The organism is Camelimonas lactis, from assembly GCF_004342915.1.
Classification (GTDB): Bacteria; Pseudomonadota; Alphaproteobacteria; order Rhizobiales; family Beijerinckiaceae; genus Camelimonas; species Camelimonas lactis.
The window spans coordinates 160,572-174,694 of the sequence record NZ_SLWL01000007.1; the positions used below are offsets into that span (position 1 = coordinate 160,572).

Here is a 14,123-nt window from a genome sequence, read left to right on the forward strand (position 1 = left end):
CCCGTCATCCGTGTCATTGCGACCCGCAAGAAGCGCCATCATGCCAGTCAGCCACCACGCCAGGGTCAATCCGGACGGGCCGGCGCTGATCTTCGAGCCCGGGGGACAGACCGTATCCTGGAGCGAACTGGAGATGAACAGCGCCCGCCTGGCCAATCTGTTCGCGGGACACGGCCTCGGCAAGGGTGACCATGTGGCGCTGCTGATGGAAAACCATCCGCGCTTCATGGAGGTGGTGCTGGCGGCCGTGCGCTCCGGCCTCTATGTGACGCCGGTCAACCACCACCTCACCGCCGGCGAGGTCGCCTATATCCTGGCCAATTGCGGCGCGCGGGCGATCGTCACGTCGCCAGCCCATGTCGCCGTGGCCGGCGCGGCGCTTGCCGGCAACGCCCTGTGCGGTTTGCGCCTGGTGACGGACCAGGATGGCGCCGCCGATGGCTTCGTTGGCTATGAGGCGGCGATCGCTGGCGCTTCGCCCGATGATCCGCCGCAAACGGCTGGCGACGTCATGCTGTACAGCTCGGGCACGACCGGGCGGCCCAAGGGCATCAAACGCCCGTTGCCGGACGGTCCTTTCGGCGCGACCGCTGACCTGGCGGGCCTGTCTGTCTATGGGCTCGATGACCGGTCGGTGTATCTGTCGCCGGCGCCGCTCTATCACGCCGCGCCGCTCGGCTATGTTCTGGCGGTGCTGCAACTTGGCGGAACCGTGGTGGTGATGGAGCGGTTCGACGCGGAGGAGGCGCTGCGGCTGATTGAAGCCCGCCGGGTCACCCACAGCCAGTGGGTTCCGACCATGTTCGTGCGCATGCTGAAGCTGCCGGATTCGATCCGCCTTGCCCGGGACCTGTCCAGCCATCGCGTCGCCATCCACGCCGCCGCGCCCTGTCCGGTGGAAGTGAAGCAGCGCATGATCGCCTGGTGGGGGCCAATTCTATGGGAATATTATTCGTCGACCGAACGGATTGGCCGTACGCGCATCGACAGCCAGGAATGGCTGGCTCATCCGGGGTCGGTGGGTCGGCTCGCCGGGGGCGGGGCCATCCACATATGCGACGACGGCGGCGAGGAGTTGCCGCCAGGCAAGGCTGGCGTGATCTATTTCGAGCAGCCGGCCGGCGCCAGCTTCGCCTACCATGACGACGCGGAGAAAACGGCCGCGTCCCGTCACCCCCGTCATGACGACTGGCTGACCGTCGGCGACATCGGCCGGCTCGATGGCGACGGCTATCTTTATCTGACAGACCGCAAGAGCTTCATGATCATCTCCGGCGGCGTCAACATCTACCCCCAGGCCATCGAGGATGCGCTGGTGATGCACCCGGCGGTGGCCGACGTCGCCGTCATTGGCGTTCCACACCCGGAGATGGGCGAGGAGGTGCGGGCAATCGTGCAGCTGCGGCCGGGCGAGGAAGGCGATGACGCCATGGTCGTGCGGTTGCTCGCGTTTCTTGGCGACAAGGTCGCGCGTTACGCCCTGCCGCGCGTGATTGCATTCATGGAGGAGTTGCCGCGCCTGCCCACCGGGAAACTTTACAAGAAGGCGTTGCGCGACCAGTATCTGGCCAGCAATAACTTGCGATAACGCGCGTTTGCGTGCGCGAAAAGCAAAAACAATTCAGGGAGAACGCACAAATATGGCAGACAGTATTCTCAACGTCGGCGGACACACGGCCCTGGTGACGGGGGCCGGCCAGAACGTGGGCCGGCAGATCGCCCTGCACCTGGCGGCGCACGGCGCCCGGGTGATCGTCAACGATTACTTCGCGGAGCGGGCCGAAGAGGTCGCCCGGGAAATCACCGCCGCGGGCGGCGAGGCCATGGCCGTCGCCGCCGACATCACCGATCGTGACGCGGTGAACCGCATGGTGGCGGAGGGGGCGGCGAAGTTTGGTCCGGTGAGCATCCTGGTGAACAATGCCGGCAACGCCGGCGCCACGCCCACTGGCGGCGCCCGCAAACCATTCTGGGAGGCTGACCGGGCCGACTGGGACTCGTTCATCGGCGTCAATTTCTATGGCGTGCTCAACGCCTGCGCCGCCGTCATCCCCGGCATGATCGAAAAGAAGGACGGCCGCATCGTCACCATCATTTCGGACGCGGGGCGGATGGGCGAGGTGCGCCTCGAGGTTTATTCCGGCGCCAAGGCCGGGGCCGCGGGTTTGACCCGCGCCATGGCCCGGACGTTGGCCCGGCACAATATCCGCGCCAACAACGTGGCCATCGCCGCCATCAACACGCCTGGCGTGGCGGCGGCCCGCGCCGGTAATCCGGAAATGGCGGCGAAGATGCTGAGCCATTACGTCATCCGCCGTATGGGCGAGCCTGACGACATTGCCAACATGGTCCTGCTGCTCGCCTCCGACGCCAGCAGCTGGGTGACCGGGCAGACCATCCCGGTGAATGGCGGCTATTCATTCGCCCTGTAGCGCGGAGAAGCGGACCAGGCAGGCCGCGGGCGCCGGTTCCGGCGGCTCCAGCCTGCCCACGTTCCGCTGCTTTCATGTGTTGTCCGCCGATCCTGGGCTGACGGTCAGGGCAGGACGTAGTTCATGATGGCCTCCTGCCGGAGCAGGACCTTGCGGATGATATGGCTGGCGAGCACGCGATCCGTGTAGATCGCGGCGGAACCGACGCTGCCGGCCGGTAGCTGGCGGGCGATGTCGGCGTTGTCGAGGGTCAATTTCACCACGAGCGGCGACGCCTGCAGCGCGTGCGGGGTGACCGCCGAGCCGGAAACCTGCGTCTGGCCCGCCGAAATCGCCTGCAACACGCTCTCCACCCTTGCGGTGAAGATCTGCCCCGGAAAAAACTTGAAGGTGACCTCGGCCGTCTGGCCCGGCGCGATGTAGCGGGCGTCATTCTGGCTGATCGTGACGCCAAGGAAGGGCGCGGACGTGTCGATGAACGCCATGACCGGCGACAGCGGCAGGTTCGACACGCGGGCGCCCTTGCGCAGGGCCACGTTGGTGACGAAGCCATCGGCGGGCGCGCGCACCACGGTTTTGTCGAGGTTCCATTGCGCGGCGTCCTGCTGGGCGCGCAACTGTTTCGCTTCCGCATCCCGCTGCTGGACGTCAAACGCCCGTCCCGTGTCGGCGCGCTGCAGGTGCTGCATCTGCGTCAACCGCAGTTCCGCCAGCGCCACCTGGGCCTGAACCGCTTTCAGCTGCGCTTCATAGGGGGCCGGATCGATACGGAACAGCACGTCCCCGGCCTTCAGGGGCATGTTCGGCTGGGCGGGCACGTCGATGACCTCGCCGGCGACGTCGGGCACGATGGCCACGGACTGGCGCCCCAGCAGCGTGGCGCCCGACGGCGCGCCCCAGCCCATGGGAATGAACAGGCCGACCATCAGCAGCAGCAACACGATGAAGGGCGAGCATTTCCAGAACAGGTTGAAGCGGACCAGCCCCACCTTCACAATAACGAACAGGATAACCAGGTAGACGTTCAGCAGAAAGACGATCATCGGCCAGCCTCCCCGGCGCGGGCGGCGGGCACGTCGACATAGGCCCAGATCAGGGCCAGCGGCCAGAGGGCGAAGCCGAAGAACAGGGTGACCCAGCCGGCGACGCGGACAGCCTGGGCGTTGGGATGACCCCGCTCGCTGGCGATGTGGCCAGGCAACCAGCCGGCGATGCAGAAAACGGCGATTGTGCTGGCCGCCAGGACGATCAGGACAATCCAGGCGAAGATATCAAGCCCACTCATGGTCGCCTCCGGCAGTCGCTGCATGGCGTCGGGCCATGCCGGCGCATCAGACGGCGGGCGCGCCCGCCCGCCATTTTCGTCAAACCGCGCTCCATATTTCCCGGGCCCAGGCCTTCAGTCATCATGCAGGGCTGCGGGCGTCGCCGCCGGGGCGCCTCCTGGCGCCGCCGGCGCGCCAAGAGGCAGCGCGATGGTGAGGAGGGCGATCGCGCCGCGCGGACGGTTCTCCACCTTGACCTCGCGCAGAACCTTGAGACGGGTGGACACAGGCACGCCCGCCACGTTGAGCGTATATGCAATCGTTCCGCCAATGGCTGTCACGCGCCCGCGATAGGAGCCAAGGTGATTGCCGGCGCCGCTGTCGCGCGTCACCTGCTGATAGTGGGCGGCCAGAAAACCAATTGACAGATCCTTCGTCAGATACTGGCTGACGGCGAGATCGGCGTGGACGGCGTTGCCGCTGGTGTATTGGGTGGCGTAATTGCGCCCGTTCATTTCATAGCCGGCCGACCCCGACACCTCCAGGCCAATCTTCGGATCAAGCCAGGTGGCGGCCACGTAAAGGTCGCCGATCAGCCGGTTGAACGACAGGTTCGACAGGGCGTCGTCCCGGTAGGAGCCGGAGGGAATGCTGGCCGACGCGCCGATCTGCCAGTTGAAGTTGCCCTTGCGCCAGCCGATGAAGCTGGTCAGGACGGGGTCGCCAACCAGAAACTCCGAATCCCGCATTTTTCCGCCGAGCACCCGGCCGAAGCGGGGCGCGACAACCAGGGCTCCGGCGCTCACGCGCGGATCGCCCAGCGGCAAGGTTGCGGCGAAGCCGAGATTGCCGCCGAGGATTTCCGCTGGCGTCACCCATGTGGCGGTGAGGAAGCCCGCGCGCGCCTGCACTTTGACATTGGCGAGGACAGCGCCGCCCAATTGCGTGGTTTTGCCTGCCGAAAGCCGGCCGGAATACGAATATCCGTCGGCTTCGAAGTAAAATCCCGGCGGCGGCGTGATGCCCGCGACCGCGCTCTTGAAGCCGGGCACGTACAGGCTGGCGCCGCTTTCAGTGGCGTGGGCCATGGAGGGGGCGAGGCTGATGCAAGCATACGCCAGAGCGCAGGCAAGAAATTTGTCATGCGCTTTCATCGGCTTTTTACCCCTATACGCCATCTGTTGTTCCATCATGCGATGGTTCACCAGTACACGGGAAGGCTCACACAAAAAAGTGAAGCTCCCGGCCCGGCGCCGTTCAGCCGGGCCTGACTGTTGCCGCCGCCGCGTAATTTTCCTGTTTTGCCAGCCCCTTGCCGGGAGGCGCTGGCGCATGGTGCGCAAACGGGCGCGCCGGTGTGAAATACCGGCGACGCGCCCTGTTCGGGAGATCACGCTGTAATCGATGGCGACGGCCGCGACGTTGTGCGAGCCTGCTCCGGCGCGCCGCCGCGGCCCCCAAACGCCAAGCGGACCCACGGTGATCTGGACCGGCGCGATTCCACGAGCAGGAGTACTGTCCCATGAAACCACACACGTTTCTGGCGGCGGCTGCGACAGCGATCGTCGTTGGTCTGGGAGCCGGCGGGGCGAAAGCCCAGGCGCCCGCCTCCGCGCCCCCCAACATCCTTGTCATCTTTGGCGACGACGTCGGCCAGTCGAATATCAGCGCCTATACCCATGGCCTCGTCGGCTACAAAACCCCGAACATCGACCGGATCGCCAAAGAAGGCATGATGTTCACGGATTATTACGCCGAGAACAGTTGCACCGCCGGGCGCTCCACCTTCATTACCGGCCAGGCCTGCATGCGCACCGGACTGTGCAAGGTGGGCGTTCCGGGAGCGCCAGTCGGTTTGCAGAAGGGCGACATCACCATCGCCCAGGCGCTGAAGGCGCATGGCTATGCGACCGGGCAGTTTGGCAAGAACCATCTCGGCGATCGCGACGAATATCTGCCGACCAATCACGGCTTCGACGAGTTCTTTGGCAATCTGTATCACCTGAATGCAGAAGAAGAGCCTGAGCGTCCGTATTGGCCGAAGAATGATCCCGCCTTTATCAAGGCATATGCGCCGCGCGGGGTGTTGAGAGCGTCCGCCGACGGCAAGATCGAAGACACCGGGCCATTGACGCGCAAGCGCATGGAAACGGTGGATGATGAAACCACCGGCGCCGCGATCGATTTCATGCAACGTCAGGCAAAGGCCAACAAGCCGTTCTTTACCTGGATGAATTTCACCCGCATGCACATTTTCACCCATGTGCGTCCGGATTTTCGCGGCAAGAGCGGCATGCCTGGCAATGAATACGCCGACGGCATGTGGGAGATGGACCAGAACGTCGGCAAGCTTCTGAAAGCTCTGGACGACATGGGCGTTTCAAAGAACACCATCGTCATTTTCACCACCGACAACGGCCCGAACGCCTTCACCTGGCCTGACGCCGCGACGACGCCGTTCCGCTCGGAGAAGGACACCAACTGGGAGGGCGCGTTCCGCGTGCCGGCGATGATCCGCTGGCCGGGGCAGATCAGGGCTGGCGAAATCAGCAATGGCATTGTCTCGGGTCTTGACTGGTTCCCGACATTGCTGGCGGCCGCTGGCGACACGGATGTCAAGGAGCGGTTGCTGAAGGGCTGGCAACCCAGGGGCAGCCAGACGACATTCCACAACCATCTCGATGGCTTCAACCAGCTCGACTACCTCACCGGCAAGGCGGACAGGAGCGCCCGCAACGAGTTCTTCTATTTCAACGATGACGGCGATCTGGTTGCGACCCGCACCGGGGACTGGAAGTTTGTGTTCGAGAAACAGGAGCAGCCGGGCCAGTTCGACGTCTGGGCCCATCCATTCACGAAACTGCGCGTGCCCAAGATGTATAATCTGCGGATGGATCCGTACGAACACGCCGACATATCCGGCAGCGGCTATGACCAATGGCGCGTCGAGAACGCCTACCTGGTCTTCAATGGCGTGATGAAGGCGGCTGAATTCCTGCAGACCTTTGTCGCCTATCCGCCCAGCCAGCGGGTCGCCAGTTTCAGCATTGACCAGATCCGTCGCGGCGTGGACGAGAAGATTGACGAGTCCTTCAAAAAACGCGGCCTGCAATAGCCACGCCGCTGGTCGCCCCCTTTGGGCGGCCAGCGCTGTTGTCTCCCAGTGATGAGGGTGGGCCATGGGACGGGGGCGGCGCGCGGCGCCACAGCGGACAACGGCGCCAGAACCGCGCCAACAGCGTCAACGGCTCGCCGGCGCCCTGTTGTTCCTGTCGGGCGTGGCCGCCCTCGTTTTCCAGATTATCTGGATCAAGCAGCTTTCCCTGGTCGTCGGCGTTGACGTTTATGCGGTGACCACCGCCGTCAGCGCCTTCTTCGCCGGGCTCGGCCTCGGCGGCTTCGTGCTTGGCCGGCTGGCTGACCGCGCGACGCGGCCGGCGGCGTTCTATCTGGCGCTTGAACTGGCCATCGCCGCTTGCGCTGTCATCACCACCCTTGTTCTCGCGCGCTTCGCGCCGGCCTTCGCCGCCATGGAGCAGTGGTTCGCGCCGCTGCCGTGGGCCTGCGTGTTTGTCCTGGTGGGCGCGCCGGCGTTTTTGATGGGCGGAACCCTGCCGGCGCTGGCGCGGGCGCTCGCCCCCGCCGCCGGTCGCGCCGGCTTCGTGGGCGGCGCGCTCTACGCCGCCAATACGGCCGGCGCCGTCGTTGGCGCCCTGGCCCCGGTATTCATCCTCATCCCGGTCTTTGGCGTGCAGGGCGCGGCGCTGGCGGCGGCGGGCCTCAATGTGGCGGCCGGTCTGGGCGCGCTGCTTTTGCCGGCGCCTTCGCCGACACCCGCTAAGGGGACGCTCGCCGTCACGGACCGACCCACGGCCCGATCCACGGCCAGACGCGCCCCGGCGCCGACAGGCGCGGTCATGTCCGCCGACGCCCGGCTGGCGCTTGGCCTGTACGCCATCGCCGGCGGGCTGGCGCTCGGTTATGAGGTGGTGTGGTCGCAGGTTATCGTGCAGTTCATCAGCACCCGCGCCTTCGCCTTTTCCGTGGTGCTGGCCACCTATCTGGCCGGCCTTGCCGTGGGCGCCGCCATCCTGGCGCGTTTCGTCGACCGGATCCGGCGGCCGTGGGCGGTCTTCGGCCTGTTGCTCGCTGGCGCCGGCGTGATCGCGCTGGCGGAGGTCGCCTTGCTTGGGCGCTGGCTGGCCGGAACCCAGACCGCGGCCGAAGCCATGATGCTGACCTGGACGGGCAACGCCCTGGCGGGAGCCAGCGCCCGTTTCCTTGTCGCCGCGAGCTGCATTGTGCTGGCGCCGACCCTGTTGCTCGGCGCGGCGTTCCCGCTGGCCTTGCGACTGGTGGCCGGCGGCCAGGCGGGGCGCACCGGCGGCCATGTGGGCGCCGTCGTCAGCGTCAACACCCTTGGCGGCGTCCTTGGCGCGCTGGTCACCGGCCTTGTGCTGGTCCCGGCGTTTGGCCTGGTGCGCACGCTGGCCCTGCTGGCGCTCGCCGCCGCCGTGCTGGGGCTGCTGGCGGTCTGGCGTGAGAAGCCGGCGCTGCGCCGGGCCCGGGCGGGCGGCTGGGGTGCCCTGGCGGTCGCCGTTTTGCTGGCGACGACGACGCCCGCCGGACGCCTGGCCGAACTGCTGACGGAATCGCGGCGCGGCGCCCTTGTCGCCTATGAGGAGACGCGTGGGGCGACGGTGGCGGTGCTGGAGCAAAGCATGGGCCGCAACCGGTTTCGCCGGCTCTATATTCAGGGCGTGTCCAACTCTGGCGACGCCATGCCGTCGCTGCGCTACATGCGCCTGCAGGCCCTGCTGCCGCTGGTCATCCATTCGGGCGAGCCCAGATCCGCCCTGGTCATTGGTATGGGCACCGGCATCACGGCGGGCGCGTTGTTGCGCTATCCGGGGCTGGAAAAGCGCGTCGTTGCTGAGCTGTTGCCGGCGGTGGTGCGCGCGGCGTCGCAGTTCTCCGGCAATTATGGCGTGGCCGCCGATCCCCGCGTTGACATCCGCATGCGGGATGGCCGGCGCGAACTGCTGCGCAGCAACGACCGTTATGATCTGATCACCCTGGAGCCGCCGCCGCCCGCCGCCGCCGGCGTGGTCAATCTGTATTCCCGCGATTTTTACGCCCTTGCCCGCGACAGGCTCAACGCCGGGGGCATGGTTGCGCAATGGCTGCCGCTGGCCACGCAGAATGGCGAGGACACCCGTTCCCTTGTCCGGGCCTTTATCGATGTATTCCCGCACGCCTCGCTGTGGACCACGGATTTTCACGAGATGCTGCTCGTCGGATCAATGACGCCAATGGAGCTGGACGCCGGCCGCATCGCCAGCCGCATGGCTGAACCACAGGTGGCGGCAACCCTGGCCGAGGTCGGCGTTGCTTCGCCAGCGGCCCTGCTGGCGACCTGGGTGACCGACCGCAAGGGGCTTGCCGCATGGGTCGGGGATGTCCCGGCGGTCACCGATGACCATCCGCGCATCGAATATGGCGCATGGCTGCGGCCCGGCGTCTTCCAGCAGACCTTGCCGTCGTTGCTGGCCCTGCGGACGCCGCCGCCCGTGGTTAACCCCGGCGACGAACTGACCGCCGCGATCGCCGCGGAAGGGGAACGGCTGGATCTGTTTTACGCGGCGGGCCTGCATGCGCAGGCCGGCGAGCGCGAGGCATGGCGGCGGGATATTGTCCGGTTGATGCGGCTCGACGGCGACAATCCTTACTACAGCTGGTTCACGGGCGGGCCCCGCCGGCCGGGGGGATCAGCCGCCCCCGGCGGCGCGGGGGTAAGGGGCCCCGGCGCCGGGTGAGCGGCGTCAGCGAGCCGCATCGCGGCCGGCAGACGCCGTGGCGGCGAAACGGCTCAATTTGCCGTTTTCTGTGCTGACAGTCGGAAATTCCCGCCCTAGCATGCGAGCCTTAATAAATATGGAGGACGCTCATGAAAATGAAGGCGGCTGTACTCAATGCCCTCAATGGACTATTTGACGTTGAGGAAGTTGAGGTCGACGCCCCGCGGGGGCGGGAGGTTCTGGTTGAAGTAAAGGCCTCTGGCCTGTGCCATTCCGATCTTCATTTCGCCGAGAACAATTTTGGCGTCGTCCTCCCGGCGGTGCTGGGCCATGAGCTGGCGGGCGTCGTGAAGGAAGTGGGTCCCGATGTGCGTGAGTTCGCCGTCGGCGACCACGTGGTCGGCTCACTGATCCAGTATTGCGGACAGTGCAAGGCCTGCCTTGCCGGTAAAACCTACCAGTGCGCCCATCCCGAGGCGACCCTGCGGACGCCGGAGGAGCCGCAGCGGCTTTCCCGCGATGGCCAGCCGCTCACCCCGGTGTTCGGCACCGCCGCCTTTGCCGAATACGCCCTTGTCCATGAAAACCAGCTCGCCAAAGTGCCCAAAGCCCTGCCGTTTCCGCAGGCGTCGATCCTCGGTTGCGGCTGCATCACCGGCATCGGCGCGGCGATCAATACGGCCAGGGTGCGGCCAGGAGACACCGTCGCCGTCATTGGCGTCGGCGGCGTTGGCCTCAATGTCATATCGGGGGCGAAGCTGGCGGGCGCGGCGCGGATTATCGCCATCGACCTGCAACCGTCGAAGGAGGAGCTGGCCCGCCGGTTCGGCGCCACCGACTTCGTCAACGCCGGCGCCGGTGATCCTGTGGCGGCGACGCGGGCCCTGACCGACGGGGGCGTTGACCATGCGTTCGAGGTTATCGGGTTGCAGCAGACCTCCGAGCAGGCGGTCCGCATGCTGTGCAAGGGCGGTGAGGCTTACATGATCGGCCTGCACAAGCCGGGCGGGAAAATCAACATCGACGTGCTGGCCGAGCTCATCGCCAATCAGGGCGGCGTGCGCGGCGTTGTCATGGGCTCCACCAATATCAAGCACGACATCCCCATGTACGCCGAGCTGTATTTGCAGGGGCGCCTGAACCTGGACGATCTGATTTCACGCGAAATCAACATCTCGCAGATCAACGAGGCCTATCAGGAACTGAAGCAGGGCGCGATCGCCCGAAGCGTCATTACCTGCTTCTGATCGCCGACGGGTTTCCTGGAACCCGACGTGGTGGGAGATGCGCTGGAACAGCAGGCGCGGCCCGGCGCGCGGGCCGCGCCTGTCGCGTCAACGCTCCGCGCTGGCGATGGCGTCGCCGGAGGGGGCGGGTTGCGCCTGCGGCCCGTCCTGCGGGGTTTTCTCCGGCGCGGCGCCTTCCGCAGCGTGCTCCTTGCGCCCGAAGAGGCGCATCACCACCACGAAGAACACCGGCACGAAAAAGATCGCCAGCACGGTCGCGGTGATCATGCCGCCCATCACGCCCGTGCCGATCGCCTGCTGGCTTTGCGAGGCGGCGCCGGTGGCGATGGCCAGCGGGACGACGCCGCAGATGAAGGCCAGCGACGTCATGACGATCGGACGGAAACGCAGCCGCGCCGCCTCCACCGTGGCGTCGATCAGGGATACGCCGGGCTTCCAGAGTTCCTTGGCGAACTCCACGATCAGGATGGCGTTCTTGGCCGACAGGCCAATGATGGTGATCAGGCCGATCTTGAAATAAACGTCGTTGGGCATGCCGCGCAGGTTGACCGCGAGCACCGCGCCAACGACGCCGAGCGGAATGACCAGCATCACCGCGAACGGGATCGACCAGCTTTCATACAACGCCGCCAGACACATGAAGACGATGACAATCGACAGCAGAAGCAGCAGGCTTGCCTGCGATCCCGCTTCCTTTTCCTGTTGCGACTGGCCAGTCCAGGTGTAGCCGAAGCCGCGCGGCAACTGCTTCATCAGTTGCTCCATCTCGGCGATCGCCTGGCCCGAGGTGTACCCCGGGGCCGGCTCGCCGGTGAAACGCACCGACTGGTAGCCATTGAAGCCGACGATCTGCGCCGGGCCCATGCTCCATTTCAGTTCCGCGAACGATGAAATGGGGGTCATGGCGCCCTGGGCGTTCTTTACCCCGTAATTGAGGATGTCGGACGGGTTGAGGCGCTGCATGTCAGCCGACTGGACGATGACGCGCTGCATCTTCCCCCGGTTGGGGAAGTCGTTGACATAGACCGAACCCAGATTGACCTGGATGGTGTTGTTGACGTCCTCGAAGTTGACGCCCAGCGCTGCGGCTTTCTCCCGGTCGATCACCAGTTCGGCCTGGGGCGCCGGCGGCAGGCCCTCCACATAGACGTTGCGCAGGATCGGGCTTTTGCGCGCCAGCGACAGCAACTGCTCCTGGGCCGCCATCAGGGCGGAATAGCCCTTCTGGCCGCGATCCTGCAGACGCAGGCTGAAGCCGGAGGCGTTGCCCAGGTTATCGATCGGCGGCGGCTCCAGCGCCTGGATCACCGCATCCTTGTAGGAGGCAAGCGCCTGGTTCGCGCCATCGACCAGGTTCTTCACCGAATTGGCCGCGTTTCGCTCCTTCCACGGTTTCAGCGTCACGAACGCCTGCGAGGTCATCTGCCCCTGGCCCGAGAACGAGAAGCCGTTGACGATGGTGACGCTGGCGACGCCTGGCTGGGCCAACAGATGCTCCTCCACCTTCTTCACCGCCGCGAGGGTGCGGTTGAACGAGGCGCCTGGCGGCGTCTGGATATCGACGGTGAAAAAGCCCTGGTCCTCCAGCGGCAGGAAGCCTTCCGGCATGCGCACGAAGGCGTAGCCGAGGCCCATGAGCAGGATCAGGTAAACCACCATCACCCGGCCGGAGCGCTTCAGCAGCCGCGCCACCCCGGCGCCGTAACCGGCGGTGACGCGATCGACCCAGCGGTTGAACCAGCCGAAGAAGCCGCCCCTGGCGTGGCCGTGGCCCTTGGGGACCGGCTTCAGCAAGGTGGCGCACAGGGCCGGCGTCAGCGTCAGGGCGAGCAGCGCCGAGAAGGCGATCGACGTCACCATGGTCACCGAGAACTGGCGATAGATGATGCCGACGGAGCCAGGGAAAAACGCCATGGGAATGAACACGGCGGTGAGCACCAGGGTGATGCCGATGATGGCGCCGGTGATCTGGCCCATGGCCTTGCGCGTCGCCTCCTTCGGCGACAGGCCCTCCTCGTTCATGATGCGCTCGACGTTCTCGACCACCACGATGGCGTCATCGACGAGAATGCCGATGGCCAGCACCATGCCGAACATGGTGAGCACGTTGATCGAGAAGCCGCCGAGCATCATCACCATGGTCGTTCCCAGCAAGGCGATGGGCACGACGATGGTGGGGATCAGCGTGTAACGGATGTTCTGCAGGAACAGGAACATCACGATGAAGACGAGGACGACGGCCTCGACCAGCGTCATCAGCACCTTTTCGAGGGAGGCCTCGACGGCCGGCGTGATGTCATAGGGGATGTCCCACTTCACATTGTCCGGGAAGAACTGGGACAGTTCCTCCATGGTGGCGCGGATGGCCTTCGCGGTTTCCAGCGCGTTGCCGTCGGGGGCCAGCGTCACCGAGATGCCGGCGGCCTCGCCGCCGTTGAGCCGCGTCGTGAACTTGTAGTCGTCGCCGCCAAGCTCAATGCGGGCCACGTCGCGCAGCCGCACGGTCGAGCCATCGGGATTGGCGCGCAGCACCACGGCGCCGAACGCCTCCGGCGTCGTCAACTGGCCCTTGACGATAATCGGGAAGTTGACCTTGTGGGTCGCCGGGCTCGGCTGGGCGCCAACCGCGCCGGAGGCCACCTGCACGTTCTGATTGCTGATCGCTTTGGTGACGTCCGATGCGTTGAGCGACAGGCCGCGCAGCTTGTCCGGGGCAATCCAGATGCGCAACGAACGCTCGGTGGAATACAGCGTGGCGCGGCCGACGCCGGGAATACGGCGAATTTCGTTGATGACATTGCGGATCAGGAAGTCGCCAAGGCTGATTTCATCCATCGAGCCATCGGTGGACTCCAGGGTGATGATCTGCAGCGTGGCGGCGGAGGCTTCCTCCACCAGAATACCCTGCTGGCGCACCTCCGCCGGCAGCCGCGCCTCGACGCGCTTCAGGCGGTTCTGCACCTCGACGGACGCATTGTTTGGATCAGTGCCCGGGGCGAAGGTGGCGTTGATCTCGATGACGCCGAAGGAATCCGTTGCGGATTCAAAGCTCTGGATGTTGGCCGCGCCATTCAGCTCATCCTCGATGAGGCGCGTCGTGCTGGTGTAGAGGCTCTCCACCGGCGCGCCGGGGAAGGCGGTGGACAGGGCGATCGACGGCGGCGCGATGATTGGGTATTGCGCCACCGGCAGCTTGAAGATGGCGAGCACGCCGCCAAGACAGATGAAAAAGGCGATGACCCAGGCGAAAATCGGCCGGTCAATGAAAAAGCGAGCCATGAGGTCGGGTTCTCAAATCGGTTCGTCGCCTGGCCGGCAAGGCGGGCCTGGGGCGACGGCGACATCGGGGCGGCGCGTCCGCGTCCGCCGCCATCAGACGGA

The 14,123-nt window shown here is 65.9% G+C and carries 9 protein-coding genes; 5 read left to right on the top strand and 4 right to left on the bottom strand.

The annotated features are described in order from the left end of the window. Positions 1–40 precede the first annotated feature (40 nt). Positions 41–1,588 carry an acyl-CoA synthetase gene (locus tag EV666_RS09805; protein WP_132006817.1) on the top strand — a complete coding sequence of 516 codons (1,548 nt, stop codon included), beginning with the start codon at positions 41–43 and terminating at the stop codon, positions 1,586–1,588. 52 nt (positions 1,589–1,640) lie between these two features. Continuing rightward, positions 1,641–2,432: an SDR family NAD(P)-dependent oxidoreductase gene (locus tag EV666_RS09810; RefSeq protein ID WP_132006820.1), complete on the top strand. Its 792-nt coding sequence runs from the start codon at positions 1,641–1,643 to the stop codon at positions 2,430–2,432. A 104-nt stretch (positions 2,433–2,536) separates the two neighbouring features. Here the strand turns inward: EV666_RS09810 and EV666_RS09815 are convergent, their stop codons facing one another. The 3 genes from EV666_RS09815 to EV666_RS09825 all read right to left on the bottom strand — a co-directional run bounded on the left by EV666_RS09815 (position 2,537) and on the right by EV666_RS09825 (position 4,851). Next, complete coding sequence (locus tag EV666_RS09815) at positions 2,537–3,475, bottom strand: HlyD family secretion protein (RefSeq protein WP_132006823.1); 939 nt, start codon at positions 3,473–3,475, stop codon at positions 2,537–2,539. Continuing rightward, on the bottom strand, positions 3,472–3,717 hold the full coding sequence (locus tag EV666_RS09820) for a DUF3302 domain-containing protein (protein ID WP_132006826.1): 246 nt from the start codon (positions 3,715–3,717) through the stop codon (positions 3,472–3,474). The genes EV666_RS09815 and EV666_RS09820 overlap by 4 nt, the downstream gene beginning before the upstream one ends. A 114-nt stretch (positions 3,718–3,831) precedes the next feature. Continuing rightward, positions 3,832–4,851: a SphA family protein gene (locus EV666_RS09825; RefSeq protein WP_165909960.1), complete on the bottom strand. Its 1,020-nt coding sequence runs from the start codon at positions 4,849–4,851 to the stop codon at positions 3,832–3,834. 368 nt (positions 4,852–5,219) lie between these two features. Here EV666_RS09825 and EV666_RS09830 point away from each other — a divergent pair, with 368 nt between their 5' ends. From EV666_RS09830 to EV666_RS09840, 3 genes are all read left to right on the top strand, one after another. Next, positions 5,220–6,812 (top strand): arylsulfatase, encoded by a 1,593-nt coding sequence (locus tag EV666_RS09830; protein WP_132006832.1) that lies wholly within the window; start codon positions 5,220–5,222, stop codon positions 6,810–6,812. A 148-nt stretch (positions 6,813–6,960) separates the two neighbouring features. Further along, a complete protein-coding gene (locus EV666_RS09835; RefSeq protein WP_245514332.1) occupies positions 6,961–9,513 on the top strand; it encodes a spermidine synthase in 2,553 nt (850 codons plus the stop codon). Between the two features lie 131 nt (positions 9,514–9,644). Continuing rightward, the gene (locus EV666_RS09840; protein WP_207906389.1) at positions 9,645–10,742 is read left to right on the top strand and encodes a Zn-dependent alcohol dehydrogenase; all 1,098 of its coding nucleotides are present in this window, start codon (positions 9,645–9,647) and stop codon (positions 10,740–10,742) included. Between the two features lie 87 nt (positions 10,743–10,829). Here EV666_RS09840 and EV666_RS09845 read toward each other — a convergent pair whose 3' ends face one another. After that, positions 10,830–14,021 carry a multidrug efflux RND transporter permease subunit gene (locus EV666_RS09845; RefSeq protein WP_132006838.1) on the bottom strand — a complete coding sequence of 1,064 codons (3,192 nt, stop codon included), beginning with the start codon at positions 14,019–14,021 and terminating at the stop codon, positions 10,830–10,832. Between the last annotated feature and the right edge of the window lie 102 nt (positions 14,022–14,123).

Bases quoted from the DNA above. Each gene is read 5' to 3' on its own strand.
- EV666_RS09815 (WP_132006823.1), bottom strand. From the start codon at position 3,475: ATGATCGTCTTTCTGCTGAACGTCTACCTGGTTATCCTGTTCGTTATT.
- EV666_RS09840 (WP_207906389.1), top strand. From the start codon at position 9,645: ATGAAAATGAAGGCGGCTGTACTCAATGCCCTCAATGGACTATTTGAC.
- EV666_RS09845 (WP_132006838.1), bottom strand. From the start codon at position 14,021: ATGGCTCGCTTTTTCATTGACCGGCCGATTTTCGCCTGGGTCATCGCC.
- EV666_RS09820 (WP_132006826.1), bottom strand. From the start codon at position 3,717: ATGAGTGGGCTTGATATCTTCGCCTGGATTGTCCTGATCGTCCTGGCG.
- EV666_RS09805 (WP_132006817.1), top strand. From the start codon at position 41: ATGCCAGTCAGCCACCACGCCAGGGTCAATCCGGACGGGCCGGCGCTG.
- EV666_RS09825 (WP_165909960.1), bottom strand. From the start codon at position 4,851: ATGAAAGCGCATGACAAATTTCTTGCCTGCGCTCTGGCGTATGCTTGC.
- EV666_RS09810 (WP_132006820.1), top strand. From the start codon at position 1,641: ATGGCAGACAGTATTCTCAACGTCGGCGGACACACGGCCCTGGTGACG.
- EV666_RS09830 (WP_132006832.1), top strand. From the start codon at position 5,220: ATGAAACCACACACGTTTCTGGCGGCGGCTGCGACAGCGATCGTCGTT.